The sequence below is a fragment of the Ruegeria sp. S84 genome (genome assembly GCF_056583445.1).
The window spans coordinates 3,496,421-3,520,494 of sequence record NZ_CM152618.1; the positions used below are offsets into that span (position 1 = coordinate 3,496,421).

A 24,074-nucleotide genomic window follows, 5' to 3' on the forward strand; every position below is an offset into this window, starting at 1 on the left:
AAAGCGGAATTCTGAGAATCTGATCGGCGGCAACAGGCAAAGGAACCGTTAGCTCAGCGCATCTTTGAACTTTAGAAAGCGCGCATCTTTCATGACTCGTGCCATCATGGCTTCGCGCAAGGCTCCGACGGTCTTGTAAGGACGCATGACGACCTCAAATTCCTGAATAAGTCCGTCTGCGTTCAGCGTGATCAAGTCTACACCCACGGCGTCCAAGGCACCGACTTTGCATTGAAACTCCAATGCCCAATCGTCGCCGTCGCCCATGATCCGACGATACTGAAATTCGGAAAACACCTGACCCACATGACCCAGAACCGCTGCAACAGGTTCACGCCCGGTCCAGGTGCTGTAGTAAGTGGGTGGTGAAAACCGCACATCTTCGGCCAGCAACCCTTGGATCAGGCCTTCATCGCCTTTGGCCACCACTTCTTGCATTCGTTTGATCGTCGGGTGCATACCGTCTTCCCTCTTGTTGACCAAAGAGTTGCTGAACCTTTTCACTCACGCAAGGACGACGTTGCGGGAGGGGGCCGCCTGAGATAGGCAAGCGCGCATGAGCGAAACCTATGATCCCCCAAACTCCCCTCTGGATGTGCTGTTTGAAGACACGCAATTGATCGTGCTGAACAAGCCGGCGGGTTTGTTATCGGTGCCGGGGCGGGGCGCGCATCTTGCTGATTGTCTACTAACCCGCGTGCAAGTTGCGTTTCCACAAGCGTTGCTGGTGCATCGGTTGGATCGGGATACATCCGGTGTAATGGTGTTTGCACAGACGCCGCATGCCCAGCGGCATCTGGGGCTACAGTTCGAAAATCGCCAGACCCGCAAAACTTATGTCGCGCGCGTATGGGGGCGGGTAGAACCAAAAACGGGAACGGTTGATCTGCCGCTGATCGTCGATTGGCCCAATCGCCCCCGTCAGATGGTTTGTCACGACACCGGCAAGCCTGCTGTTACGGATTGGCGCGTGGTTAAATTCGAGGGCGAGACAACGCGTGTTCGCCTGTCTCCCAAGACCGGACGATCGCACCAGTTGCGGGTTCATATGCAGGCGCTGGGGCATCCTATCTTGGGTGATCCGTTTTATGCCGATGGCGCGGCGCGCGACTTCCCGCGGTTGATGCTTCATTCGGAAGAACTGCGCCTCAAAAATCCCGAAGGCGGGGTGTCGATGAAATTTCGCGCGCCAGCCGAGTTCTGATTCTAAGCGTTACTGGTCCAAAGCATCTTCAGGTTTCCCAGCGAAAACCGCCTGGTGCGTTTGACCGGGCGTATAACTTGGCGTTCCCGTGCGGCAGCAATTTCACGTTCGATTTCGAATCCGCGCAAAACGTGATCTTGGGACCAGCGATCCAGTTTCAAGGTCATCATGACGTGATTGTCGAGGTAGGGCATGGTCACTCTCCTGAATTGCAATTGCCCAATCTTCGCCCAACACTCCTGACACCACCTTGTCAGGGGGGTGTGCTAAGTTGTCAGCAGATCTTTAGGAGACCCGGATGCGCCGATCGACACGTCTGTTCGAAATCATTCAGATCTTGCGTGCTGCTGAAGCGCCCGTGACGGCCGATGCGTTGGCCTCCAAGCTCGAGGTTTCGGTGCGCACCGTCTACCGCGATATTGCCGCGTTGCAGGCCCAGCGTACGCCAATCGAAGGCGAAGCGGGTGTTGGCTACTTGATGCGGCGCGGCTATGATCTGCCGCCATTGAATTTCGATGCGGAAGAGGTTGAGGCCCTGTGGGTGGGCCTGTCGATGCTGGCCCGCACTGGTGACAGTACCCTGCAACAGGCCGCTGACCGGGTGTGTCGTAAGATCGAAGCCCTGCGCGCGCCAGCTGACTGGCTTCAGGTTGCGCCTTGGGGCGCGCCGATGGATGATCCGGAAAAGGGCTGTGTGCCGGTCGTAAACTACCGCGAAGCGATCCGGGCTGAACGCAAAATACGCATCACCTACGTGAATTCGGAAGGCGAACGTACCGAACGCACGGTGCGGCCCGTCGCCCTGATCTACCACATAGAATGCACTATGCTGGCCGCGTGGTGCGAGCTGCGAAACGGGTTTCGCCATTTCCGCACAGATCGGATCTGGGCATGCGAACTGACCGAGGATCATTTCTGCGGGCAAGGGGAACTACTGCGTGCAATCTGGCAAGAGCAGAACACCTGGGATAACTCCGCAGGGGTGGCCTGAATGGCGGGTATTCGCCTATTTCACTCAATTGTTGCTTGAGGCCCATTGTTCTCACTGTGTTATACTAAGCGTAACGAAACAAACCCGGTGAACGGGTACGTGAGCAGAAGGTGATTCAATGACGATTTCCAAATGTGTACTGACGGTTGGACTGTGTTCAGCCCTGTTTTTGGGGGCGTGTACCGACCCGGGCACCCTCAGCGTGCAGAACGATCCCAACCAGAATGCCAAGCAAGGCGCGTTGCTGGGTGGTCTGATCGGCGCTGGTGTGGGCGCAATTGCCAATGACTCTGACCCACTGTTGGGGGCGTTGGCCGGTGGGGCCATCGGTGCTGCAGGCGGTGGCGTGATCGGCAACCAGCTTGACCGGCAGGCGGCAGAGCTGCGGCAGCAACTGGCCAATGACGGCATAACGATCGTCAACGCCGGGGATCGCCTGATCGTCACGGTTCCGAATGACATCACTTTTGACACCGACAGTTCCACCGTGCGCCCGGCCTTGCGTGCCGATTTGGTGAAGGTGGGGCAGAATTTGGTTAACTACCCGAATTCGAATGTCCAGATTATCGGTCATACTGACAGTGACGGAGAGGCGTCCTACAACCTCGGACTGTCTGAACGCCGCGCCAATGCGGTGGCTGATATTCTGCAGGCCAATGGTGTCAGCTACGCCCGTATCACTACTGTCGGGCAAGGTGAAAACAACCCGATCGCATCGAACCTGACACCCGAGGGGAAAGCCCAGAACCGGCGGGTCGAGATTGTGGTGGTTCCCAGCGACAACACCTGATCACGCGTCTCGCGCACAATGACTGCGCGTCATCGGGCCTTTGGTTCGATGGTGTCTCGGGATAACTAAGGGAGAAACACCAAAGCGGAGTTTCCCCATGTCCCAACCGATCCTTCTTGGCCTTTCCGGCTCGCTACGGCAGGATGCGACCAACCGTAAATTGCTGCGCGAAGCTGCACGCCTGTTCGAACCCGGCACGTTCATTGAGGCTGATCTCAATCTGCCGCTTTATGACGGCGATCTCGAAGTTGGCGAAGGCATACCTGAAACCGTGCAGGTTTTGGCCGATCAGATTGCCCAGGCCCACGCGGTGATCATATCAACGCCGGAATACAACAAAGGGCCGTCGGGTGTTCTAAAAAACGCGCTGGACTGGGTCAGTCGGACGAAAGGCAAGCCATGGATGGATAAACCGCTCGCCGTCATGTCTGCGGCTGCGGGCCGGGCCGGGGGGAGCGGGCGCAAATGATCTTGCGGTCCTTCATGGTCCCCTTTCAGCCACGCATTCTGCAAGGTCCCGAGCTTCACTTGGCGGACAGCTCGAATGAATTTGATGCAGGCGGGCGGCTGTCTAACGACCGCTACGAGCATACGCTGCATAACCTGATGCAAAAGCTGCGGGCAGAGGCCGGGTTTTAATCACCTTTGCTTGCCGGTCTGCACCGCAACTTCTAGGTTATGCGGATGAAGGATCAAGACCAGATAGAGACTCAGGCCGATGTCGTAGATCCTGCCCGAGCGGCTGCACTGCAGGTAGCATTGGGGCGGGAACCGACGATTGAGGCAGGCTCAGTACTACCTCCCTTCTTTCATCAGCTCTATTTCTGGTCGCCGCATGTGCCGAGCGATCTGGGGCGTGATGGACATCCTCGGGTAGGCCAAGGTCTGATCCCCGATATGGGACTACCAAGGCGCATGTGGGCAGGTGGGCGACTGCAGTTTCATCAGCCCTTTGTGGCAGGGGTCGCAGCCGAGCGTCGGACGGTCAGAGAAAGCGCCGTGGCAAAGACAGGACGTAGCGGACCGTTGGCATTTGTCACACTGCGTCACGAGATTTGGCAAAAGGGCGCGCTGAGCGTGACCGAATGGCAGGATCTGGTTTATCGTGAAGATCCCTCATCAGACGCACCGGCTCCAAAAGTTCCGATGGCTCGAACGGATGAGTTGGATCACCGCATTGTTGAATTTGATACAACCCTGTTGTTCCGCTATTCGGCGCTGACGTTTAACGGACACCGGATCCATTACGATCTTGACTATGCACGCGACGTGGAAGGCTATGCCGGGCTGGTTGTCCATGGGCCTCTGCTGGCCCAATTCCTCATGTTGTTCGCAACCGATCTGATGGGGCCTCTGGCGGAGTTTACGTTTCGCGCATCGTCGCCGCTGATGCATTTCGAATCGGCGACCCTGTGTCGGGATGGTCAGGAGTTTTGGGTGCGTGGACCCGGAGGCCGACAATGCATGTCAGCCAAGGCAATACCGCAATCAGAGTGAAGCTTCGGGCAGAAAATCCTGCGGGATTCTATCGCGTCCTTCCAGCATCAAGTCGGCCATGACCTCGGCCACCTTCGGTGCCATACCAAAACCGATCTTGAATCCCCCATTGGCGATAAACTGCCCTTTGTGCAGGGGATGCGCGCCCAGCATCGGCGCGCGGCTTTTGCTGCGGGGGCGGACACCGGCCCAGCGTTCGATTACTTCCGCCCCGTGCAGGACCGGCACGGCACGCATGGCGCGGTCCAGTACATCGTCCAGAGCGGCATCTGTGCTAGTCGGATCGTCGTATTCGCGTTCTGATGTCGAGCCAATGGCCAGCGTACCATCGGCATGAGGCACGATGTGAACGGCATCGGCAAACAACTGTGGTACGTCACCCGCATCAAATCGCAGCAACGCCGCCTGTCCTTTCACGCCGTTACCGATTGTCTTGCCAAACGCCTTGCTGAGCTCTTGCAGACCCGCAAGTCCAGTGGCGTGTACGACTTGTCCCTTGTCGGGCGCTTCGGCGGTAACTTCTACTCCCATTACGGCAAGCGCGGCCACCAGCGCCACGCAGGCACGCCTTGGGTGCATGCGCGCGCTTAGTGTATCGTGGACGACATATCCCGTCGGGCTGGGTGGGCACCAGGCACCAATCTGATCTACCAACCGGACGCGCCAATCAGCCTGACCCTGCCAGAGTGTTGCAGCGGTTTGTTCACGCGCTTGGGCCAGCTCCAAACCGCGTGCGTCTGGTATGGGTTGCAGACGCCCAAGACGTGCGTAGCCGGGCGACACACCACCGGTGGCCTCGACCTGTTTCCAGAACGGTTCAGCCATGATTAAACTTTCAAACTGGAACGCCTTTTTGGTGTTCCAGTTTTCGGGCACATGTGGGGCCAGCGCGCCAACAAGCCCTCCACTGGACCCCGCGCCCGGACCAAATGGATCGACGATCTGAACCTTCGCGCCGCGCCGTGCGCAGGTCCAGGCGATGGAGAGGCCAAATATTCCTGCGCCCCGCACCGTCACATCGACCATTGCCAATCCCCTTTTCGTTGTTCAGTGTCGCGCCGCTTAGCTACAGGATTCCCCGATGGCAGACCAGCGTGCCGAACTTACTTGGACGGAAGACCAGATCCCGGTCTCGAATCGGTTCGATGACCCCTATTACTCGTTGCAGAACGGGTTAGAGGAAACGCGTCATGTGTTTCTGGCAGGCAACGATCTGCCAACGCGCTTTGTACCGGGGTTTCACATCGCTGAACTAGGCTTTGGCACCGGCCTGAATCTGTTGACCGCGTGGTCGGCCTGGGAAGCAGCAGGGCAGACTACACCTTTACGGTTCACCAGCTTCGAGGCCTTTCCGATGGCGCCTGACGATATGGCGCGTGCTTTAGCCGCCTTCCCCGAGATGACACCGTGGGCCGATCGCTTTCTGAAAACATGGAATGGGCAGAAATGCGTGCTGGACACGTTGCATCTTGAGGTCAACGTCGGAGACGCGCGCCAGACCTTGCCCACATGGGCAGGTGAGGCAGATGCGTGGTTTCTGGATGGCTTCTCACCCGCAAAAAACCCCGAGCTGTGGGAGGCTGAACTGATGCAGCAGGTGGCGGAGCACACGATTCAAGGCGGTACAGCGGCAACCTATACTGCCGCGGGTTTCGTGCGTCGGGGCCTATCCGACGCAGGTTTTGATGTTACCCGCAGCCCCGGCTTTGGCCGTAAACGGCACATGACCCGGGCGGTGAAGCAATGAGCCAGAAGAACAACGTCAACGCCGGTATAGCGCTTATGGTCAGCGCGACGATCGTGTTTGCTTTGCAGGATGGGATTTCGCGCCATCTGGCCGGTACCTACAATACGTATATGGTGGTGATGATCCGGTACTGGTTCTTTGCCGCATTCGTGATTGCTCTGGCTGCGAGATCTAGCGGAGGTTTGCGGGCGGCGGCGCAAACCAGCCAGTTGGGACTCCAGATATTCCGGGGTGTGTTACTGGCCGCAGAAATTTGTGTCGCCGTTTTCAGCTTTACCATTCTGGGCTTGATTGAAAGCCAGGCCGTTTTCATCAGCTATCCGCTGCTGATCGCTGCCCTCAGCGGTCCGGTTCTGGGTGAGAAAGTCGGCTGGCGTCGCTGGGCCGCCATCGGGGTCGGCTGCATCGGGGTGTTGATCATCCTGCAGCCCGGTGCCGGTGTGTTCAACCCTTGGGCTGTAATCCCGCTGATCTCGGCGTTTATGTTCGCGATTTATGGCCTGCTGACACGGTATGCGGCTCGGCGTGACAGTACTGCGACCAGTTTTTTCTGGACTGGGGTGGCTGGTGCAGTCGCAATGACTGCTGTTGGTGTCTGGTTTTGGGAACCCATGGCCAGCAGCGATTGGTTTTGGATGGGGTTGCTTTGCATCGCGGGCGCTCTGGGACACTGGCTATTGATTAAGTGCTACGAAATGGCCGAGGCCAGCGCCGTGCAACCCTTTGCCTATTTCCATCTGATGTGGAGCGCAATTCTGGGCATCACGATCTTCCACGAGACCCTGCGCCCCGAGGTTGTTCTGGGCGCAGCTTTGGTGATCGCGGCGGGCCTGTTCACCTTATGGCGCGAACGACGAAAGGGTCGAACCGGTTAGTTCCTTTGAGAATGGCACTGGTAAAGCTGGCTGCCCAAGCCGAGCGCGATAGACCGGCAGGCTTTCGGCGACACGCATGACATAGTTGCGCGTCTCCTTGAAAGGAATGGTCTCGATCCAGTCGATCACGTCCACCTGGCCCCGGCGCGGGTCGCCATAGCGTTCCATCCACGAAATCGGCCGTCTTGGCCCCGCGTTATATCCAGCGGCCATCATCACGACATTGCCGTTGAAGTCCTCTGCAAGCGTTGCAAGATAATTCGCCCCCAGCTTTGCGTTATATTGCCAGTCCGAGGTTAGGCGCGCGGTTTTATGGCCACCCAGAATACCCAAATCCTGAGCCACAAGTTTGGCGGTAGCGGGCATGACCTGCATCAAACCGCGCGCGCCTGCGCCACTGATGACTACCGGATCGAACTCACTTTCGCGTCGGGCAATTGCCAGCGTCATTTCCTTCGCCATGGGAAGTCCCATATCTGCGACCGGGTGCACTGGGTAATAAGCGGCAGGCAAAACAACACCGGTTGTTGCCGCGCGCTTGGCGATCATGACGGCCAGATGCGGTTCGTTCAGTTCGATCACCAGGTCACCCAGTTGAGCGGCCTGGGTTTGATCGAGACCTTCCACCAAATGGGTCAGAAACCGTTCTGAAAGGTTTCCCTCTCCTGCGCGCTGCAACAGCAATCCAGCCTCCAACACGCTTGAGTCAGCGAATGCGGCTTGTTTCCAATGCGGCGCGCGGCGTGGGTTGGCCAATTCGCTGTCAAACGGACGGCCGATTTGTTCCGCCGCCAGCAACCCGTAGAACGAGGTCTGATAGTTCGCGCCTTCGGCATAAGCCTCGTGCGCCTTGTCAGCATCCCCCTGCGCCGCATAGGCGCGGCCCAGCCAATATCCACCGCGACCCTTCGAAATCGGCGATTGCACCGCCTCCGAGAAATTCTGGAAATGCCGCACCGCCGTGGCCGGATCATTCAGCTTGCGCAGCGCCAGAAATCCCGAGAGCCACTCCAAATCAGCATAGCCATAGCCCATTTCGGGGGTCATGTGGTGATTGGCGGCAATCGCATAGGCGCGTTCGGCATCTCCCGTGCGCATCTCAAGACGTGCCAGTCTGCGTCGCCCTTCCGCCCATTTGTCGGGTTCACCCAGCGATTTCGGTCCGGTCGAGCGTGCCAACATCAGATCAATGGCGCTGTCGTCCAGTTCTTTGCGATCCCGCCACACGAAACGATCAAATGCCAGGCCAGGGTCTTTGGCCAGTGATTCCGGCACTGCGGCGACTTTGCCGTCCACTCCGTTTTCGCGCTTTTGCAGGGCAATGCGCGCCTCGGCCAGTTTGCGCTGATCAGAGTTGACCAGGGGCAGCATCCGCCCGGCGCTGACCAGATGCCCATCCCACAACATCCGATCCAACCTGGCCTCGTGATGTGGTCTCAGAAGTTTCCCGAAGTTCTCAAGATAATCCTTTTGCAGGCCCGACCCCATCGGCATGGTCCGCCAAGCGGTTACGACGTCGGCTTCTGCTTCACCATTGCGGCCTTGGCTTTTCAAAGCCACGGCATAATTCAAAGCACCTTCTGCTGTTTGCGGAGGCATCCCTTCGTAGAATTTCAGAACTCGATTCGGATCGGCCCCGGTGAATGATGGCTCGCTTTTACGGCGCAGCCAGGCCAAACCGGGCCAATCCGGGCGCCGCTCAAGAAACACCAGCACATCGCCCGAGCTGCCAAAACCTTCGCGTAGCCAATGCCAGACAATAATGTCACGCGCCACCGATCCACGCTGGCCTGCAACGCGCAGCGCGGCATTCCAATCGCCCTTGCGCATCTCATAGAGCCCCGCGCGCAAATCCTGCGTCGCATCCGCCCGAGTGGCATGCAGCTGTAGCATCAGCGCCAGAATCATCGCTATTCCAAGCGACAGAATACGTCTCATCCCTTGCATTCCCCAACAAACCAAGGATACAGCCATGCAGGATAAACCTTGCGCCGCCGGGATCAACTCACAAACCCTTAATCGTGACAGACCGGTGCGCAAAAAACACCTAAGGAGCGTTCCATGTTTAAAGGCTCAATGCCAGCCCTGGTCACCCCGTTCAGCAACGGCGCGTTGGACCTGGAAACGCTCAAACACCTGGTGGAATGGCAAATACAGCAAGGTTCGACCGGTCTGGTTCCGGTTGGTACGACCGGCGAAAGCCCGACCCTCAGCCATGAAGAACATGAAACGGTTATCGCCGAAGTGGTGAAGGCTGCAGCAGGTCGCGTGCCTGTCATCGCAGGCGCGGGCTCCAACAATACTGTCGAGGCAATTCGGTTTGTTCAGTTTGCGCAAAAAATCGGTGCGGATGCGGCGCTGGTCGTAACCCCCTATTACAACAAGCCGACCCAGAAGGGGCTGCTGGCGCATTTCCAAACTCTGCATGACAGTGCCGATATCCCGATCATCATCTACAATATCCCGGGTCGTTCGGTCATCGACATGACTCCTGCAACGATGGGTGAGCTGGCGAAACTGCCGCGCATCATCGGAGTCAAGGACGCGACCGGAGATCTGGCGCGCGTCAGCCAGCAGCGTGCAAGCTGTGGTGCGGATTTCTGCCAGCTGTCCGGGGAAGACGCGACTGCACTGGGCTTCAATGCTCATGGCGGAGTGGGCTGCATCTCGGTCACCGCAAACGTGGCTCCGAAGCTCTGTGCTGAATTCCAGCAGGCAACGCTGAATGGCGACTACAAAATGGCGCTGGAGTATCAGGACCGCCTGATGCCCCTGCACGAAGCGATCTTCATCGAGCCCGGTCTGGTTGGCGCAAAATACGCGCTCAGCAAACTTGGCCTGTGCAGCACCGAAGTGCGCTCGCCTTTGACCGAGCTGGAAGACAGCACCAAAGCTGCGATCGAAGCAGCAATGGCGCATGCTGGATTAATCTGAAATCAATATACGGACTCGTAAGGGCGGCCTCGAAGATCGAGCGCCGCCCTTTCTTAATTCGGGATCCAAACTTCATCTGGCTAGAAATACCTCGGGGGAGGCGCGGCTTGCCGCGACGGGGGCAGAGCCCCCATCAACGCTTGCCGTAGTACAACCCAACCACATGCTCTGCTTGCGCGAAGAACAACCAGCGTGAAACAGCGACGCCGGTGAGATGCGACAGCACCGCCACCAGCGCAAAGACATGCTTGATCAGAACGCTGCCAAAGGGGATCAGAAGCAGCAGTAAAGGCAGCACAAAAGCCAGACCAAAAGATATCATCCGTAGTTTCTGCGCATGCTTCCGACCGACAACATGCACAAACTCACGCAGCAGATAGTTTGTACCTGTATGAGGTGGTTCAAATGCGCGGACAGCGCCTCGCTCACCAAGCCCTGTCGCGGTTGCGAGCGTGGTTCCCGATCGGGACAACGCATCGTCGCCCTTGGCCCAATAGGCAAGCTGTACAGCGCCGGCAATAGCCAGCAACCAAGGGGCAAGCGCTTCCGCTCCGGCCAACAAAGCACCGCCTGCAATGCTGAACGACAAGAACATGGCCGGTGTCAGGTTCATGTTCCAGCGAGGGATGGTCTTGAGCTGCGTGTAGATCATCGATGTGGTGAAGACCGTGGCCAGCGAGAATGCCGCCCCGATCCAGCCCAGCACACCCCAGCGTTGGCCTAGAAAGACCGCACCAATAGCATAAAGCCCCATGACGAGCAGCGCGATGACCGCGCACCAGCCCTCGCGGCTGAGCCAGCTTGAGCGCCACTGGGTGAAGGCTTTCCAGGCGCGCTCGGGGTGGCCGAGGTGGAAGGTCGACGCGAGCAAACCTCCGACGGACAAGCCATAGGCAATTGCGAAAAACACAAACGCGACCCAGCCCGAGACGTCAGGTATGCCGAGCCCCAGGAAGAACAAGAGTCCAAATCCGAGGCCGGACAGGGTGGTAAAGATGATAACGGAAGGTGCCGGGTGCATCAGAGCTTCTCCAGGGTCTTGTCGAGCCAGCCGAGGAAACCCTTGGGCTCTTCGGCGACCGGGGCCAGCAGAGGGGCTAGGATGTCAATCTGCTCCTCAATTTTGTCCTTGGGTCGGGGCGGCAGGTACTTGTTGACGGGCTTGGTGCCCTGTTCAGGCATCAGATCCATGCCGCCACGCTCGGCGACCAACCTGCTGACATCGCTGTCAGGGTCGCCGAGATCGCCAAAGTGTCGGGCACCTGCCGGGCAGGTGCGCACACAAGAGGGCACACGATCCACCTCGGGTAGGTTCTCGTTGTAAATCCGATCGACGCAAAGCGTGCATTTCTTCATAACGCCTTCGGCCTGATCCAGTTCGCGTGCGCCATAGGGGCAGGACCACGCGCACAGGCCGCAGCCGATGCAGTCATTTTCGTTGACCAGAACGATTCCGTCCTCGACCCGCTTGTAGCTGGCACCGGTGGGGCAGACGGTCACGCAGGGTGCGTCTTCACAATGCAGGCAGGATTTTGGGAAGTGGATCAATTGGGCATGCCCTTCGGCGGGTTGCACCTCGTAAGAGTGCACCCGGTTCAGGAAGGTGCCTGAAGGGTCAGCACCATAAGCATCCTGATCCGACAGTGGCGCGCCGTAGTTTTCGGTGTTCCAGCCTTTGCATGAAATGACGCAGGCATGGCAGCCAACGCAGGTGTCCAGATCAATGACCAGACCCATCTTGCGTTCGGTTGATTGGGGGAGCTGGGTCATGACTGCCTTGCCTCTGCGATTGTGGTCAGGGCGGGCTGGGGCTCTGCCCCAGACCCCGAGATATTTATAGCCAGATGAAGAACGGATCGGGTCATTTGCCCACCTTCCAGGCCAAATCCTTTGGCCCCTGCCCGACCGGCGATTTGATTGGAGCGAATTCTGGCTGGCTTTCAGCATCGCTTGGAGCGGCGGCCTTTTCGATTTTTACCTTCAGATCGAACCAGGCGGCCTGACCGGTGATCGGATCAGAGTTTGCCCAGCGCAGGCCGTCACCTTTGGGGGGCAGCAGCTCGTGGATCAGGTGGTTGAGCAGGAAACCCTTGGTGGCCTCGGGGGCGTCTTTCTGCAAGGCCCAGGCCCCTTTGCGCTTTCCGATGGCATTCCAAGTCCACACGGTATTGTTGTTCAGCGCAGCCATCTCCATGACGGGTACCGTGATCTCGCCATGTGGAGAGCTGACTTTGGCCCAATCGCCGTCTTGCAGCCCGTGTTCACGCATCAGCTTGGTCGGGACGTATAGCGGGTTGCGCCCATGCAGCTGACGCAACCAGGCGTTTTGTGTGCCCCAACTATGATACATCGCCATTGGCCGCTGGGTCAGAGCGTTGACGGTGAAACCTTCATTGCTGGTCTGATCGGTTTCGTACCAAATGGGCAGGGGGTCCATTGTATCTTGGATCTGCGCGCGCAGGTGATCTGGGGGCTGGCGTTCCCCGTAGCCTTCGGCGGCCAGTTGGAATTTACGCATCGGCTCGGAATAGAGCTGGAATAGATAGGGCTGTGGGCTGTCATAGATACCCATGCCCACAGCCCAGTCTTGATAGGCAGTGTTCCAAGGTTTGTAGTAATCCGCACCTTCGGGAATATGCGCGACATAGAAGCCACCATTCTCGATGTATTGGTTCAATTGGTTGGGGTTAACCTCGCCACGACCTTCCTTGTCGCCGTTTTCGCCCCGGAAACCGGCAAGCGGTCCAATGCCCGGCTTACGTTCGTGGTTGACGATATAGTCGGCGTAATCCGTCCACTTGGCGCTGCCATCATCGTTGGTAAAGCCGGGCAGATCCATGCGATTGGCCAGATCAATCAGCACCGACTGGAAGCCGCGTACGTCGCGGTCGGGTTCAATCACCGGCCAACGGATCGCGTCTGCCGCTGCCTCGGCCTCGCAGATCGGGCGGTCCAGCAGCGAGATACAGTCGTGTCGCTCCAGATAAGTTGTGTCGGGCAGGATAAGGTCGGCATAGGCCACCATTTCCGAGGAATAAGCATCGGAATAGATGATATGCGGGATCACGTAGTCGCCGTTCTCATCCTTGTCCGTCAGCATCTCCATGACACCCTTGGTGTTCATGGTCGAGTTCCAGGACATGTTCGCCATGTACATGAACAACGTGTCGATCTTGTAGGGATCGCCCGCATGTGCGTTCGAGATCACCATATGCATCAGCCCGTGGCTGGACATCGGGTTTTCCCATGTAAACGCTTTGTCGATCCGCGCCGGGCTGCCGTCTTCTTTAAGCGCCAGATGCTCGGGGCCGCGAACAAACCCCAGATGCGGCCCGTCCAGAGGTGTATTCGGAGTCACCTTACAATGCGGAGTCGGATGCGCCTCAACTGGCTTGGGGTAGGGCGGCTTGAAGCGGAAGCCGCCGGGGACTTCGACCGTTCCAAGCAGGATCTGCAACACATGCAGGGCGCGGCAGGTCTGGAAACCGTTCGCGTGGGCCGAAACGCCGCGCATCGAGTGCATCGCGACGGGGCGACCAATCATCTTCGAGTGTTTCTCGCCCCGGAAATCGGTCCATTCATGGTCCAGTTCGAACGCTTCATCAAAGGCCACACGGGCGAGCTCGCCAGCAATCGCGCGAATGCGGGTCGCTGGTACGCCGCATTTTTCTGCGATTGCCTCGGGGGCGTATTCATCCGCCAGATACCGTTCTGCCATGTGGTGGAAGACGGGGCGGTGGGTGACACCGTCCTTTTCGTAGGTCGCTGATAGGTCAGGGCGGACGCCGGGGGTGTCGAAAGCAGTCAGCTTGCCGGTATTGCGGTCGATGACCAATGGCTTGCCGTCATCGTCTTTCAGGAACAGACCCTTTTCCGGACCGTCGGATGCGTTGATCAGGACCGGCGCGTTGGTGTAGCGACTTAGGTAATCCAGATCGATTTTGCCTGCCTTCATCAGCACATGGATCATCGACAAGATGAACAGGCCATCGGTACCGGGGGTGATGCCGACCCAATCATCTGCCACGGCGTTATAGCCCGAGCGGATCGGATTTACCCCAATCACCCGGGCACCGCGCGCCTTGATCTTGCCGATGCCCATTTTAATCGGGTTGCTGTCGTGGTCTTCTGCAACGCCGAACAGCATGAACAGCTTGGTGTGATCCCAGTCGGGCTGACCGAACTCCCAGAATGCACCGCCCATCGTGTAGATGCCACCGGCTGCCATGTTGACCGAACAGAACCCGCCATGGGCCGCATAGTTACAGGTGCCGAAATTCTGTGCCCAGAAACTGGTGAAGCTCTGGCTCTGATCACGGCCGGTGAAAAAGGCCAGTTTCTCAGGGTTGTCTTCGCGGATCGGTTTTAGCCAACCGACAGCGATCTCGAGCGCCTCGTCCCAACTGATCTCTTCGAACTCGCCAGACCCACGCGGGCCGACGCGTTTGAGCGGTGCGCGTAGGCGCGACGGGGCGTTCACCTGCATAATCCCCGCGCTGCCTTTGGCGCAGAGAACGCCCTTGTTTACCGGATGATCCCGATTGCCTTCGATATAGGCGACCTTCCCATCCTTCATGTGCACGTTGATACCGCAGCGGCAGGCACACATGTAGCATGTAGTCCGGCGGATCTCGTCTGACACGGGTGGGGATAGGTTGAGGTTCGGTTGTTGATTCACGCTGTCTCTCCCTGTGGCGGATCGCCTTGGTACCTGTACGTGTTGAACACACTGGAGCGTAAGCACACCGGGCTCAACCATATAGAGGAAGAGAGTGCAGGCACCCCCTTCCTCTGCTTTTTTTAAGGGGACCGGTTGAACCCGGTCCGACTTATGTTTTTGACAGCAATCAAACCTGCTGCAGACGCATGTCGCTTGCGTCGATACCTGCAACCTCAACCGGCTTCTTCATCGCGTCGCGACGGAAGGGTTCACCCAGTTCCTGGTTGATCATTGCTTCGATCAGGGTGGTGATGCCGTTCTTTTGATCCTCGATCGCCTGGCTCAGCGCCGCAGTCAGCTCATCCTGAGTGCGTGCGATGACGCCTTTCAGGCCACAGGCGTTGGCGATGCCGGCATAGGACACTTTTGTGTCCAACTCGGTGCCGACGAAGTTGTCATCGAACCACAGGGTCGAGTTGCGCTTTTCCGCACCCCACTGGTAGTTGCGGAACACAACCTGAGTGATGGCTGGCCATTCTTCGCGACCGATGGCGGTCAGTTCAGTGACTGCAATGCCAAAGGCACCGTCGCCAGAGAAGCCGACAACTGGTACATCCGGGCAGCCGATCTTCGCGCCAATGACCGAAGGCAGGCCATAGCCACAGGGGCCGAACAGGCCGGGGGCCAGATACTTGCGGCCTTCTTCAAACGAAGGATAGGCGTTGCCGATGGCGCAGTTGTTGCCGATGTCGGACGAGATGATCGCCTCTTTCGGCAGCGCGGACTGGATCGCGCGCCATGCTTTGCGCGGGCTCAGCCAGTCCGGCTTGGCAGCGCGCGCGCGTTCGTTCCACGTGGTGCCCGGATCGTCCTGCTCGTGGTCCATCGAGGTCAGCTCTTGCGCCCAACGCGATTTGGTTTCGGCGATCTTAGCCTTGCGCGCGTCGCGGCCTTCGTCACCGGCTGTGTCGGACAGTTGGTTCAGGATGCTGGTGGCAACGGTCGCCGCATCGCCCACGATACCAACCGAGACCTTCTTGGTCAGGCCGATGCGGTCGGGGTTGATGTCGACCTGAATGATCTTTGCATCTGCAGGCCAGTACTCCATTCCGTAACCCGGCAGGGTCGAGAAGGGGTTCAGGCGGGTGCCGAGGCATAGAACAACGTCTGCTTCCTTGATCAGCTGCATACCGGCTTTTGAGCCGTTGTAGCCCAGTGGGCCAGCGAACAGTGGGTGCGAGCCGGGGAAAGCGTCATTGTGCTGGTAGCCAACGCAGACCGGAGCGTCCAGACGCTCGGCCAGTGCTTTCGACGCTTCGATGCCGCCTTTCGACAGAACGGTGCCTGCACCGTTCAGGATAACGGGGTTCTTTGCGTTCGACAGCAGAGCTGCAGCTTCGGACACGGCCGTTGCACCACCCGAAGGCAGTTCAAACTCAACAACAGCAGGCAGCTCGATGTCGATCACCTGAGTGAAGAAGTCGCGCGGAACGTTGATCTGCGCAGGTGCCGAGGCGCGCTTGGCGTTCATGATCACCCGGCTCAGAACCTCTGCCATACGGCTGGGGTCGCGCACCTCTTCCTGGTAGCAAACGCAGTCTGCGAACATGCGCATCTGCTCCATTTCCTGGAAACCACCTTGACCCATGGTCTTGTTTGCGGCCTGCGGAGTGACCAGCAGCAGCGGAGTGTGGTTCCAATAGGCAGTTTTGACGGCGGTCACAAAGTTGGTGATGCCGGGGCCGTTCTGGGCGATCATCATCGACATCTTGCCGGTTGCGCGGGTATAGCCGTCGGCCATCATGCCGCCGGACCCTTCGTGGGCACAATCCCAGAAAGTGATGCCTGCTTTGCCAAAGATGTCGGAGATCGGCATCATGGCCGAGCCGATGATACCGAACGCATGTTCGATGCCATGCATCTGCAGGGTTTTTACAAAGGCTTCTTCGGTGGTCATCTTCATCTGCGTAATCTCCGATCATAGAAGGATGGAACGGGGGTTTTGCACCCAGTTTTCTGATCGGTTTTGGCGTACGGGTGTCTGTGGCGTTAGGGCCAAAACCGGTAGCGGTTTAAGTCCAGAGTGCTTAAGAACGCCGGATCGCTTCAGCAATCTGTTGGATTCCCGGTTCGATACGATCCGACGAGATTGAAGAGTAGCCCAGCCGATAAAAGTTCTTTGGCCTGTTCTGGCTTGAAAAAAATGCCTCACCCGGTTCGATATGGACGCTTTGGCGCTGCAGGTCTCGGGCCAGTTTGCTGGTGTCTACATGCAGCGGCGCTTGCATCCAGATCGATGATCCGCCCAGCATCCCGCGCCCAGCAACAGTCAGACCATATTGTCCAATCGCCTCCTCAATCGCTTCGCGACGGCGTTGCAGCGTTTTAGACATGCGCCGGATCTGAGCATCATAGTGGCCGAGCGATAGGAAGTAGGCTGCAGTTCGCTGCATGTGGCCAGGAGGGTGACGCAAGACCAGAGATCGCAGGGCGCGCGCTTCACGGATAAAGGGTTCGGACCCGACCATGTAGCCCAATCGAAGCCCCGGAAACAGCGACTTGGAAAAGCTGCCCACGTAGATCACCCGCCCATCGCGATCCATTGACCTGAGCGCCGGTGACGGGGCCCCGAGAAATGACATTTCGAATTCATAGTCATCCTCGACGATCATGGCATCCAATTCGCGGGCACGACGCAGCAGTGCATGTCGGCGGTCCACCGGCATGGTCGCGGTTGTCGGGCTCTGGTGGCTGGGGGTGGTGAATATGACGTCGGTATCATCTGGGATCGTTTCCGGGGGCAACCCGTCCCGGTCGACCTTCAGATAAGACAGCTTGCATTCCGAGTGAATCAGAAGATCGCGCAGGGCGTAATAGCAGGGGTCCTCGATCGCTGCCCTACGGTTCCGGTTCAGCAATATGCGAGACGCCAGCCAAAGGGCGTTCTGAGCGCCCAGGGTGATCAAGATTTCTTCGGGCCGGGCTACAATTCCGCGGCGGGGAAGAGTATGCCGGGCGATGAATTCAAGCAGCAGCGGGTCATCCTGATCGACATAGTCTCCGGTCAAAGAATCAAAGTCCTTATGTCCCAACGCCCGAACTGCGCAGAGACGCCAGTTTGCATGATCGAACAGCTTTCTGTCGACTTGGCCATAAATGAAGGGATAGCGGTAGTCACGCCAGTTGCTGGGTTTTGTCAGCACATCACCGCCCGAGAAACGGCGGGCAAACGCCTGATCCCAGTCAACCACTTCGGTGTCGCGCCGCACTGGCGTGTAGGTCGGCGGCACTGGCGCATTTTCTGAAACATAGTATCCCGACCGGCCTTTGGCGGTCAGGTAATCATTGGCCAGCAGTTCAGTATAGGCAAGCGTGACCGTAATCCGGCTGACACCCAAATGGGCAGCAAGTTTACGGGACGAGGGCAGCTTTTCCCCGACGTGGAAGCGTCCTGACAGAATGCCTTCGGCAATCAGCTGTTGCAGCTGCGCCTGTAAGGTGCCTTGCCCATTGCGTTCCAAAAAGAATGTGTCGACCGAAATACCCATTGCATCGTTATAGGTTGGACCTAAGGCGGTGGCAATCTGGACTTATGGCCCTGCGAACCATGTTGGGAGTTTTACGCACACGTGTGGTTGACGCAGGATACAAATTAAACTAAATAACCAGAAATCTAGTTTAATGGAGATAAAGGATGTGGGAAGAAGCTGCCGCAGGTTTCTCTGCCATGGGCTCGGAAGCCCGATTGAAGGTTCTTAAGACCTTGGTTCGTGCTGGGGAAGCAGGCCTGACCGTTGGAGAAATTCAGACGAGGACAGGAATCGCGCCCTCGACTCTGGCGCATCATCTGCGGTTTCTGGCTGCTGGCGGAGTAGTTGAGCAAGAGAAGATCGGGCGTAGCACGATCAACCGCGCGTGCTTTGACGAATTGAGAAACCTGGCGCAGTTCATCCTTAGTGAATGCTGCGCAGACGAAATCGGAAAGGCCGCAAACGATGGCTGAACTGACCCAAAACCCCAAGCCACTTTCCAGAAACCTGATCGACCTGATCAAAACGCCCTGGGCTCTGATCGTGGTCATACTGGCACTGGTGGCCATTCTTGATCCGGGCAACTGGACCGAGGTTGTGAGTTTTGCAGCCAAAGCGCTTGCGCATACGGGCCAGTACATCCTGTTTGCTGTTCTGCTGCTATCATACCTGAAGGCAACCGGGGCCGAAGTCATGGTCGCCCGTGCATTTGAGGGTCGCGAGACACGGATGATCTTTCTGGCTGCGTTGTTTGGCGGGTTGGCCCCATTTTGTTCCTGCGAAGTGATCCCATTCATCGCAGGCTTGCTGGCTCTGGGTGCGCCATTGTCGGCCGTGATGGCATTCTGGCTCAGTTCACCGTTGATCGACCCCCCGACGTTGCTGATTACTGCGGGTGCGCTGGGTTGGCCGTTTGCTATTGGTAAAGCGGTTGCCGCTGTCGCGTTGGGTTTGTTCGGCGGGTTTGCGGTGCGCACCCTGATGCGGGGAGGTGCCTTTGCGCAGCCGTTGCGTGAATACAAACCCGCTGGTTGCTGCGGTTGCGGACCAAAGCAAGATGACAAACCCGTCTGGAATTTCTGGCAAGACCCTGACCGTCGGACGCGCTTTCGGGCCGAATTCGTTCATAACGGTCTGTTCTTGCTCAAATGGCTAGCGTTCGCCTACGTGCTCGAGGCGCTGCTGGTCAGCTATGTTCCGGCAGACCTGATCGCCCGGGTTGTTGGTGGTGAGGGTGTTGTACCAATCGTCATCGCAGCCTTGGTCGGAATGCCTGCCTATCTGAACTCTTACGTCGCACCACCGCTTCTTGCGGGTCTGATGGAGCAGGGTATGAGTGCGGGTGCTGCGATGTCATTCATGGTGGCCGGTGCCGTCAGTTCGATACCTGCGATGGCGGCCGTGTGGTCACTGGTGAAACCGCGCGTCTTTGCCACCTATCTGGGATTGGGCATCAGCGGCGCTATCGTAGCAGGCATCCTGTTTCAGATGATCTGAACAAAAAACCGCCCGGTTGAGCCATCGGGCGGTTTTGCTTTTCTAGCTCGCTTCGCAATATCGTGGCAGTTTGAACCGATACCTTGGCTCTCCACTTTCAACGAAAACCCGTTTCTCGATACAGGCTTGGGTTCCAACTGTCTGAGCAATCGGCCCTTCGGTCGAGGTGATTGATGCTGCTGTGCCATCCGGCAAGCGCACCGAAGCAATGACCCCGTTCTTGAGATCGCCATTGATCGGTGTCGCCGACAAAACCGCGACGGTGAGAAACGCCTCGTGCTCGTGATTGCCGTCGTCATTCAGCAACAGCAAGCCAGCGACTATTGCAATCATCACGACGGCACCTGTAATGGCCAACCACCAGGATTTCAGGAACACATAGATTGAAACGGCACGATGCGCGTCGAAGAATAAGGATAGAACCTTTAGCATCAAATCACCCAAAAATCGGGTCCCGGCTATTCGAGGCCGGGACCATGCGCATCTCAGGGGCGCAGATCGTCTTCGTCTTCTTCATCACCACCACCCTTGGGTAGGTTGAAGAAGCTATCCGCATCGACGATGGGCTCTTCGTCTTCCTTCTCGTTGGTGTCCTCGGACAACGAGAATGTCTCGAGACCTTCGATCGCGGTCGGGATCTTGGGCGCTGAATCCATCTCAAGCGACTGTTCGGTCGACACCAGTTTGCGACGCTCATCATCGCTCATCACGCCACCTTCGGCTGCTTTCTTGGCCGCGGCCTTTTGCACGATGGCATCCAGTTCGGACTGTTTGCACAGTCCCAGGGCAACCGGATCGATCGGCTGCATGTTCGAGATGTTCCAGTGCGTCCGCTCGCGGATCGACTGGATGGTCGGCTTGGTGGTGCCGACCAGCTTGGCAATCTGGCCGTCGCTGAGTTCCGGGTGGAACTTGACCAGCCACAGGATCGAGTTCGGACGGTCCTGACGCTTGGACAGCGGGGTGTAGCGCGGACCACGGCGTTTCTCTTCGCCTGATGCCGCCGGATTGAACTTCAGCTTCAGTTTGTGCAGCGGGTTGTTTTGCGCGGTGTCAATTTCTTCCTGAGTCAGCTGGTTGTTGGCAATCGGGTCAAACCCTTTGACACCTGCAGCCACATCACCATCCGCAATACCCTGCACTTCCAGCTCGTGCATGCCTACGAAATCCGCGATCTGCTTGAAGCTGATCGTGGTGTTGTCCACCAGCCATACGGCGGTTGCCTTGGCCATAAGCGGTTTTGCCATCAGCCCGTCTCCTATAAATACATCTGTCCCGTCGCCGGAATTCGGCGGCCCCGAAGCTATGGGGCAGGTTTCCGTTGTCGGGGAACTTGGGGCCTATATAGTCGCGACAGCTAAAGAAGGGAAGAGGCGAATGCGCTGGGCGATTTTGTGGGTGCTGAGTGCCATGGCTGCGATGGCCGAGGGCGAAAAGGCGGGCGATTTTGACTACTACGTCCTGTCGCTCAGCTGGTCGCCCAATTGGTGCGCCCGCGAAGGCGATGCGCGCGGCTCGGATCAGTGCGACACGCGACACGATCATGGGTGGATATTGCATGGGCTCTGGCCGCAATTCCATCAGGGCTGGCCTTCGTATTGTCGCACGTCCGAAGCGCCACCCACACGCCGCATGACGCGGGAAATGGAGGATATTCAGGGCTCATCCGGGTTGGCCTGGCATCAATGGAAAAAGCACGGCACCTGTTCGGGCCTCAGTGCACCCGACTATTTCGCCCTGTCGCGGCAGGCTTATGCAGGTGTTGCGCGCCCCGAAGTGTTCCGCAAGCTGGACGCCACGGTCAAACTGCCCGCTTCGGTGGTGGAAGAGGCCTTTCTCAAGGCCAATCCGACGCTTGAGCCCGACATGATCACCATCACCTGCAAGCAAGGCTATATCGAAGAGGTCCGCCTGTGCCTGTCCCGCGATCTTGACCCGGTGCCCTGTGGCCGCGACGTGATCCGCGATTGCACCGCCAAAGACGCGGTGTTTGATCCGATTCGTTAAAGCTTTTTGTTCTGGCAGTCGCGCGCATAGTCGAGCGCTTTGGCGGTGCCTTTCAGATTAATCGCCATGACGGTCTGACCTTCCGGGTTATAGACCGTCATGGTCTTGTTCTGCGCGATTGAAGTGACGAAACTCCGGTCCGTAAAGAACACCGTCGCGCCAGGCACACGATCCTGCTTGAACCCGATGGCGGTGGCATCAAAGCTCTTGCCGTCCAGCTCGAACCGGATCGGATATTTTTCCCCCGGTTTAATGTCGCCCCAAGCCTTGTTGTAGACGGTGAAGTATCCGCGGTCGTCCAGCGCGTCATAGCCCAGCCGCACGACCGAGAGGTCCTGATACACCGTCTGGATCAGGCATCCATTACCGAGGTTGGGGTCCATCATGATGTTCCAGCCTTCGACAAAACCTTTGTCGATGAGTTCCTGCGACAGGGCTGCAGTGGCGGTGAAGGCGGCGAGGGTGAGGGCGAGAAGGTGGCGCATGGACTTGATCCTCAAAGTCTGAATTGATGAGATGGTCTTAGTAAAGCCTTTGCCGCGACGAAGAAAATCAATGGTAATTATTGCATATGACTACGGGGTCGACACTTTAGGCCTAGCTATATATTTTTGGCGGTCATTCTTTGGATCAAATGCAGCTATCGGGAGTCAACTCGTCAGAGTGTTCATCTAATAGAGTAGCAACATTTTCAGCATAGCAGGCTAGGCCTTTGTTTTTCTCGCTGCCATAGGAATAGAAGACAAAATGGACTGGAGAACCATCGCGTTTGTTTGATTTCACATAAGCTCTTGTCATGTTTGGTGGAGCACTTTGAATCTGCTTCAATATTGGGGGAAGCGCACCTCCTATATAGAGATCTAGATTCTTCCAATCCTTCAATAAAAACACGACTATGTCTGCATCTTCTATTTCTTCCGGCCTCTTATTCGGGTCAAACTTAGGGTTCCTAAGCGCAATTTCGCTGTAAAATGCGTCTAGGCTATCCCTATCCAATTCAGACAACACCATAAGCGTAAGCTTATCCGGGTTGTCGGCAGCAGCAATCCCGGTCGCGCTCTGGATGGTGATGACCAATGTTGCAATGGCAAAACAGAATATGCGTTTCATAATGCTCCAAACCAAGAAAAGGCAAACTTTTCTTAACACATTACCCGGGAAAGACTAAATTTCCTTCCGCGCCCGCAATGCCGCAGTAATTGTCCCATCATCCAGATAGTCCAACTCTCCCCCAATCGGTACACCCTGCGCCAGGGATGTCAGACGAACCTGCCCCTCCAACTGATCAGCAATGTAATGGGCGGTGGTCTGGCCATCGACGGTGGCGTTCAGGGCGAGGATGATCTCGGTGATACCTTCCGCCACAACCCGGTCCTTCAACCGGGGGATACGCAATTCATCCGGGCCGACCCCGTCCAGAGCAGACAAAGTCCCGCCCAGAACATGATAGCGACCCTTGAAGACCCCGGCGCGCTCCATCGCCCAAAGGTCGGCGACGTCCTCGACCACGCACAGCTCCCCGGTTGCGCGGGCTTCGTCGTTGCATATGTCACAGATATCGGTGGTGCCCACGTTGCCGCAGTTCAGGCATTCACGGGCGGTGACGGCCACCTGCTGCATGGCGTCAGAAAGCGGCGTCAGCAGCAGGGCGCGTTTGCGGATCAGGTGCAGCACTGCACGGCGGGCCGAGCGGGGGCCGAGACCGGGCAGCTTGGCCATAAGGTCGATCAGATTGTCGATGTCGCTGTTCGAACTCACCGTGAGACCCTCGCAATTGGGCCGGGGAAACACGCCCCGGCCATAGATCCGTCAGGAGGGTGTATCAGAACGGCAGCTTGATGTCTGCGGGCAGGCCCATGCTTTCGGTCAGCTTGGCCATTTCTGCCTGTGAACGTTCCTGCGCCTTGGTTTGGGCGTCCTTGATCGCGGCGAGGATGAGGTCTTCGACCACTTCCTTATCGTCACCGTTAAAGATCGACGGGTCGATATCCAGACCTTTCAACTCGCCCTTGGCGGTCGCGGTGGCCTTGACCAGCCCGGCACCGGATTCGCCGACAACCATGATGGTGTTCAGCTCTTCCTGCATGTCTGTCATCTTGGTCTGCAGATCCTGCGCGGATTTCATCATCTTGGCCATGTCACCCAGGCCGCCTAAACCTTTTAGCATCGGTAATCTCCTGTCACTCGATTTGTGGCCTAGATACGAAGCGTAACCGTGCGGCACAAGAGGTCAGGATACTCCCGCCCGTCGTCAAGGTCTTTGGCAAGACCTTTCCTCCCGTTGGGCCCGGCAGCGCGCAAGGCGCGCTGCCGGGCCCAAAGCCGCTCAGGGGTATCGGCGC

Annotated in this window: 25 protein-coding genes and 1 pseudogene; 11 read left to right on the forward strand and 15 right to left on the reverse strand. The window is 57.8% G+C overall.

Annotation, left to right across the window (positions count from 1 at the left end):
* Positions 1-48: 48 nt before the first annotated feature.
* Complete coding sequence (locus AC1DFB_RS17500; protein WP_480921764.1) at positions 49-459, reverse strand: nuclear transport factor 2 family protein; 411 nt, start codon at positions 457-459, stop codon at positions 49-51.
* Positions 460-556: 97 nt separating this feature from the next.
* On the opposite strand from AC1DFB_RS17500, the gene AC1DFB_RS17505 reads away from it, so the two are divergent.
* Positions 557-1,204 carry an RluA family pseudouridine synthase gene (locus tag AC1DFB_RS17505; protein WP_480921765.1) on the forward strand — a complete coding sequence of 216 codons (648 nt, stop codon included), beginning with the start codon at positions 557-559 and terminating at the stop codon, positions 1,202-1,204.
* A gap of 2 nt (positions 1,205-1,206) precedes the next feature.
* On the opposite strand, the gene AC1DFB_RS17510 is transcribed toward AC1DFB_RS17505, so the two are convergent.
* Positions 1,207-1,398 (reverse strand): hypothetical protein, encoded by a 192-nt coding sequence (locus AC1DFB_RS17510; RefSeq protein WP_170398761.1) that lies wholly within the window; start codon positions 1,396-1,398, stop codon positions 1,207-1,209.
* Between the two features lie 104 nt (positions 1,399-1,502).
* Between AC1DFB_RS17510 and AC1DFB_RS17515 the strand changes: the two genes are divergently transcribed.
* The 4 genes and pseudogenes from AC1DFB_RS17515 to AC1DFB_RS17530 all read left to right on the forward strand — a co-directional run bounded on the left by AC1DFB_RS17515 (position 1,503) and on the right by AC1DFB_RS17530 (position 4,482).
* A complete protein-coding gene (locus AC1DFB_RS17515) occupies positions 1,503-2,195 on the forward strand; it encodes a helix-turn-helix transcriptional regulator (RefSeq protein ID WP_170398758.1) in 693 nt (230 codons plus the stop codon).
* A gap of 118 nt (positions 2,196-2,313) precedes the next feature.
* Positions 2,314-2,985, forward strand: coding sequence for a YiaD family glycine zipper/OmpA-like lipoprotein (locus tag AC1DFB_RS17520; protein WP_170398755.1), 672 nt, complete (start codon positions 2,314-2,316; stop codon positions 2,983-2,985).
* Between the two features lie 97 nt (positions 2,986-3,082).
* A pseudogene (locus AC1DFB_RS17525) lies at positions 3,083-3,624 on the forward strand (NADPH-dependent FMN reductase).
* A gap of 45 nt (positions 3,625-3,669) precedes the next feature.
* The gene (locus tag AC1DFB_RS17530) at positions 3,670-4,482 is read left to right on the forward strand and encodes an HTD2 family dehydratase (protein ID WP_480454454.1); all 813 of its coding nucleotides are present in this window, start codon (positions 3,670-3,672) and stop codon (positions 4,480-4,482) included.
* On the opposite strand, the gene AC1DFB_RS17535 is transcribed toward AC1DFB_RS17530, so the two are convergent.
* Complete coding sequence (locus AC1DFB_RS17535) at positions 4,474-5,508, reverse strand: NAD(P)/FAD-dependent oxidoreductase (protein WP_170636368.1); 1,035 nt, start codon at positions 5,506-5,508, stop codon at positions 4,474-4,476. The two genes, AC1DFB_RS17530 and AC1DFB_RS17535, sit on opposite strands and share 9 nt — an antisense overlap.
* Positions 5,509-5,563: 55 nt before the next feature.
* Between AC1DFB_RS17535 and mnmC2 the strand changes: the two genes are divergently transcribed.
* Positions 5,564-6,229 (forward strand): tRNA (5-methylaminomethyl-2-thiouridine)(34)-methyltransferase MnmC2, encoded by a 666-nt coding sequence (gene mnmC2 / locus AC1DFB_RS17540; RefSeq protein WP_480921766.1) that lies wholly within the window; start codon positions 5,564-5,566, stop codon positions 6,227-6,229.
* Entirely contained in the window at positions 6,226-7,104 is an 879-nt protein-coding gene (locus AC1DFB_RS17545; protein ID WP_170596824.1) for a DMT family transporter, read from the forward strand. The genes mnmC2 and AC1DFB_RS17545 overlap by 4 nt, the downstream gene beginning before the upstream one ends.
* On the opposite strand, the gene AC1DFB_RS17550 is transcribed toward AC1DFB_RS17545, so the two are convergent.
* Positions 7,069-9,042 carry a transglycosylase SLT domain-containing protein gene (locus AC1DFB_RS17550; RefSeq protein ID WP_480921767.1) on the reverse strand — a complete coding sequence of 658 codons (1,974 nt, stop codon included), beginning with the start codon at positions 9,040-9,042 and terminating at the stop codon, positions 7,069-7,071. The genes AC1DFB_RS17545 and AC1DFB_RS17550 overlap by 36 nt on opposite strands.
* Positions 9,043-9,165: 123 nt before the next feature.
* Here AC1DFB_RS17550 and dapA point away from each other — a divergent pair, with 123 nt between their 5' ends.
* Positions 9,166-10,038, forward strand: coding sequence for a 4-hydroxy-tetrahydrodipicolinate synthase (gene dapA / locus AC1DFB_RS17555; protein WP_170398734.1), 873 nt, complete (start codon positions 9,166-9,168; stop codon positions 10,036-10,038).
* Positions 10,039-10,171: 133 nt separating this feature from the next.
* On the opposite strand, the gene AC1DFB_RS17560 is transcribed toward dapA, so the two are convergent.
* From AC1DFB_RS17560 to pdxR, 5 genes are all read right to left on the reverse strand, one after another.
* On the reverse strand, positions 10,172-11,059 hold the full coding sequence (locus tag AC1DFB_RS17560; RefSeq protein ID WP_480921768.1) for a dimethyl sulfoxide reductase anchor subunit family protein: 888 nt from the start codon (positions 11,057-11,059) through the stop codon (positions 10,172-10,174).
* A complete protein-coding gene (locus AC1DFB_RS17565; RefSeq protein WP_170406588.1) occupies positions 11,059-11,808 on the reverse strand; it encodes a 4Fe-4S dicluster domain-containing protein in 750 nt (249 codons plus the stop codon). Before AC1DFB_RS17565 ends, AC1DFB_RS17560 begins: the two co-directional genes overlap by 1 nt.
* 91 nt (positions 11,809-11,899) lie before the next feature.
* A complete protein-coding gene (locus AC1DFB_RS17570) occupies positions 11,900-14,647 on the reverse strand; it encodes a molybdopterin oxidoreductase family protein (protein ID WP_480922629.1) in 2,748 nt (915 codons plus the stop codon).
* 238 nt (positions 14,648-14,885) lie between these two features.
* Positions 14,886-16,661 carry a sulfoacetaldehyde acetyltransferase gene (xsc, locus tag AC1DFB_RS17575; protein ID WP_170514751.1) on the reverse strand — a complete coding sequence of 592 codons (1,776 nt, stop codon included), beginning with the start codon at positions 16,659-16,661 and terminating at the stop codon, positions 14,886-14,888.
* A gap of 124 nt (positions 16,662-16,785) precedes the next feature.
* The gene (gene pdxR, locus AC1DFB_RS17580; RefSeq protein ID WP_170398719.1) at positions 16,786-18,246 is read right to left on the reverse strand and encodes a MocR-like pyridoxine biosynthesis transcription factor PdxR; all 1,461 of its coding nucleotides are present in this window, start codon (positions 18,244-18,246) and stop codon (positions 16,786-16,788) included.
* A 146-nt stretch (positions 18,247-18,392) separates the two neighbouring features.
* Between pdxR and AC1DFB_RS17585 the strand changes: the two genes are divergently transcribed.
* Both AC1DFB_RS17585 and AC1DFB_RS17590 read left to right on the forward strand, forming a co-directional pair.
* Positions 18,393-18,701, forward strand: a complete 309-nt coding sequence (locus AC1DFB_RS17585; RefSeq protein WP_170398716.1) for an ArsR/SmtB family transcription factor — start codon at positions 18,393-18,395, stop codon at positions 18,699-18,701.
* Positions 18,694-19,725 (forward strand): permease, encoded by a 1,032-nt coding sequence (locus AC1DFB_RS17590; RefSeq protein ID WP_480921769.1) that lies wholly within the window; start codon positions 18,694-18,696, stop codon positions 19,723-19,725. Before AC1DFB_RS17585 ends, AC1DFB_RS17590 begins: the two co-directional genes overlap by 8 nt.
* 42 nt (positions 19,726-19,767) lie before the next feature.
* Here AC1DFB_RS17590 and AC1DFB_RS17595 read toward each other — a convergent pair whose 3' ends face one another.
* Positions 19,768-20,157: a hypothetical protein gene (locus AC1DFB_RS17595; RefSeq protein WP_480921770.1), complete on the reverse strand. Its 390-nt coding sequence runs from the start codon at positions 20,155-20,157 to the stop codon at positions 19,768-19,770.
* A gap of 53 nt (positions 20,158-20,210) precedes the next feature.
* A complete protein-coding gene (locus tag AC1DFB_RS17600) occupies positions 20,211-20,972 on the reverse strand; it encodes a DUF1013 domain-containing protein (RefSeq protein ID WP_170398707.1) in 762 nt (253 codons plus the stop codon).
* 130 nt (positions 20,973-21,102) lie between these two features.
* Between AC1DFB_RS17600 and AC1DFB_RS17605 the strand changes: the two genes are divergently transcribed.
* The gene (locus AC1DFB_RS17605) at positions 21,103-21,732 is read left to right on the forward strand and encodes a ribonuclease T2 (protein WP_170732497.1); all 630 of its coding nucleotides are present in this window, start codon (positions 21,103-21,105) and stop codon (positions 21,730-21,732) included.
* Here AC1DFB_RS17605 and AC1DFB_RS17610 read toward each other — a convergent pair.
* The 4 genes from AC1DFB_RS17610 to AC1DFB_RS17625 all read right to left on the reverse strand — a co-directional run bounded on the left by AC1DFB_RS17610 (position 21,729) and on the right by AC1DFB_RS17625 (position 23,899).
* Entirely contained in the window at positions 21,729-22,217 is a 489-nt protein-coding gene (locus AC1DFB_RS17610) for a hypothetical protein (RefSeq protein ID WP_480921771.1), read from the reverse strand. The genes AC1DFB_RS17605 and AC1DFB_RS17610 overlap by 4 nt on opposite strands.
* 145 nt (positions 22,218-22,362) lie before the next feature.
* On the reverse strand, positions 22,363-22,842 hold the full coding sequence (locus AC1DFB_RS17615) for a hypothetical protein (RefSeq protein WP_480921772.1): 480 nt from the start codon (positions 22,840-22,842) through the stop codon (positions 22,363-22,365).
* Positions 22,843-22,896: 54 nt separating this feature from the next.
* Positions 22,897-23,490, reverse strand: a complete 594-nt coding sequence (gene recR / locus AC1DFB_RS17620) for a recombination mediator RecR (RefSeq protein WP_170609198.1) — start codon at positions 23,488-23,490, stop codon at positions 22,897-22,899.
* Between the two features lie 64 nt (positions 23,491-23,554).
* Positions 23,555-23,899 (reverse strand): YbaB/EbfC family nucleoid-associated protein, encoded by a 345-nt coding sequence (locus tag AC1DFB_RS17625; RefSeq protein WP_170398693.1) that lies wholly within the window; start codon positions 23,897-23,899, stop codon positions 23,555-23,557.
* Positions 23,900-24,074 lie beyond the last annotated feature (175 nt).

Excerpts from the sequence above, each read along its gene's own strand:
- AC1DFB_RS17500 (WP_480921764.1), bottom strand. The coding sequence starts at position 459 with ATGCACCCGACGATCAAACGAATGCAAGAAGTGGTGGCCAAAGGCGAT.
- AC1DFB_RS17505 (WP_480921765.1), top strand. The coding sequence starts at position 557 with ATGAGCGAAACCTATGATCCCCCAAACTCCCCTCTGGATGTGCTGTTT.
- AC1DFB_RS17510 (WP_170398761.1), bottom strand. The coding sequence starts at position 1,398 with ATGCCCTACCTCGACAATCACGTCATGATGACCTTGAAACTGGATCGC.
- AC1DFB_RS17515 (WP_170398758.1), top strand. The coding sequence starts at position 1,503 with ATGCGCCGATCGACACGTCTGTTCGAAATCATTCAGATCTTGCGTGCT.
- AC1DFB_RS17520 (WP_170398755.1), top strand. The coding sequence starts at position 2,314 with ATGACGATTTCCAAATGTGTACTGACGGTTGGACTGTGTTCAGCCCTG.
- AC1DFB_RS17530 (WP_480454454.1), top strand. The coding sequence starts at position 3,670 with ATGAAGGATCAAGACCAGATAGAGACTCAGGCCGATGTCGTAGATCCT.
- AC1DFB_RS17535 (WP_170636368.1), bottom strand. The coding sequence starts at position 5,508 with ATGGTCGATGTGACGGTGCGGGGCGCAGGAATATTTGGCCTCTCCATC.
- mnmC2 (WP_480921766.1), top strand. The coding sequence starts at position 5,564 with ATGGCAGACCAGCGTGCCGAACTTACTTGGACGGAAGACCAGATCCCG.
- AC1DFB_RS17545 (WP_170596824.1), top strand. The coding sequence starts at position 6,226 with ATGAGCCAGAAGAACAACGTCAACGCCGGTATAGCGCTTATGGTCAGC.
- AC1DFB_RS17550 (WP_480921767.1), bottom strand. The coding sequence starts at position 9,042 with ATGAGACGTATTCTGTCGCTTGGAATAGCGATGATTCTGGCGCTGATG.
- dapA (WP_170398734.1), top strand. The coding sequence starts at position 9,166 with ATGTTTAAAGGCTCAATGCCAGCCCTGGTCACCCCGTTCAGCAACGGC.
- AC1DFB_RS17560 (WP_480921768.1), bottom strand. The coding sequence starts at position 11,059 with ATGCACCCGGCACCTTCCGTTATCATCTTTACCACCCTGTCCGGCCTC.
- AC1DFB_RS17565 (WP_170406588.1), bottom strand. The coding sequence starts at position 11,808 with ATGACCCAGCTCCCCCAATCAACCGAACGCAAGATGGGTCTGGTCATT.
- AC1DFB_RS17570 (WP_480922629.1), bottom strand. The coding sequence starts at position 14,647 with ATGTGTGCCTGCCGCTGCGGTATCAACGTGCACATGAAGGATGGGAAG.
- xsc (WP_170514751.1), bottom strand. The coding sequence starts at position 16,661 with ATGAAGATGACCACCGAAGAAGCCTTTGTAAAAACCCTGCAGATGCAT.
- pdxR (WP_170398719.1), bottom strand. The coding sequence starts at position 18,246 with ATGGGTATTTCGGTCGACACATTCTTTTTGGAACGCAATGGGCAAGGC.
- AC1DFB_RS17585 (WP_170398716.1), top strand. The coding sequence starts at position 18,393 with ATGTGGGAAGAAGCTGCCGCAGGTTTCTCTGCCATGGGCTCGGAAGCC.
- AC1DFB_RS17590 (WP_480921769.1), top strand. The coding sequence starts at position 18,694 with ATGGCTGAACTGACCCAAAACCCCAAGCCACTTTCCAGAAACCTGATC.
- AC1DFB_RS17595 (WP_480921770.1), bottom strand. The coding sequence starts at position 20,157 with ATGCTAAAGGTTCTATCCTTATTCTTCGACGCGCATCGTGCCGTTTCA.
- AC1DFB_RS17600 (WP_170398707.1), bottom strand. The coding sequence starts at position 20,972 with ATGGCAAAACCGCTTATGGCCAAGGCAACCGCCGTATGGCTGGTGGAC.
- AC1DFB_RS17605 (WP_170732497.1), top strand. The coding sequence starts at position 21,103 with ATGCGCTGGGCGATTTTGTGGGTGCTGAGTGCCATGGCTGCGATGGCC.
- AC1DFB_RS17610 (WP_480921771.1), bottom strand. The coding sequence starts at position 22,217 with ATGCGCCACCTTCTCGCCCTCACCCTCGCCGCCTTCACCGCCACTGCA.
- AC1DFB_RS17615 (WP_480921772.1), bottom strand. The coding sequence starts at position 22,842 with ATGAAACGCATATTCTGTTTTGCCATTGCAACATTGGTCATCACCATC.
- AC1DFB_RS17625 (WP_170398693.1), bottom strand. The coding sequence starts at position 23,899 with ATGCTAAAAGGTTTAGGCGGCCTGGGTGACATGGCCAAGATGATGAAA.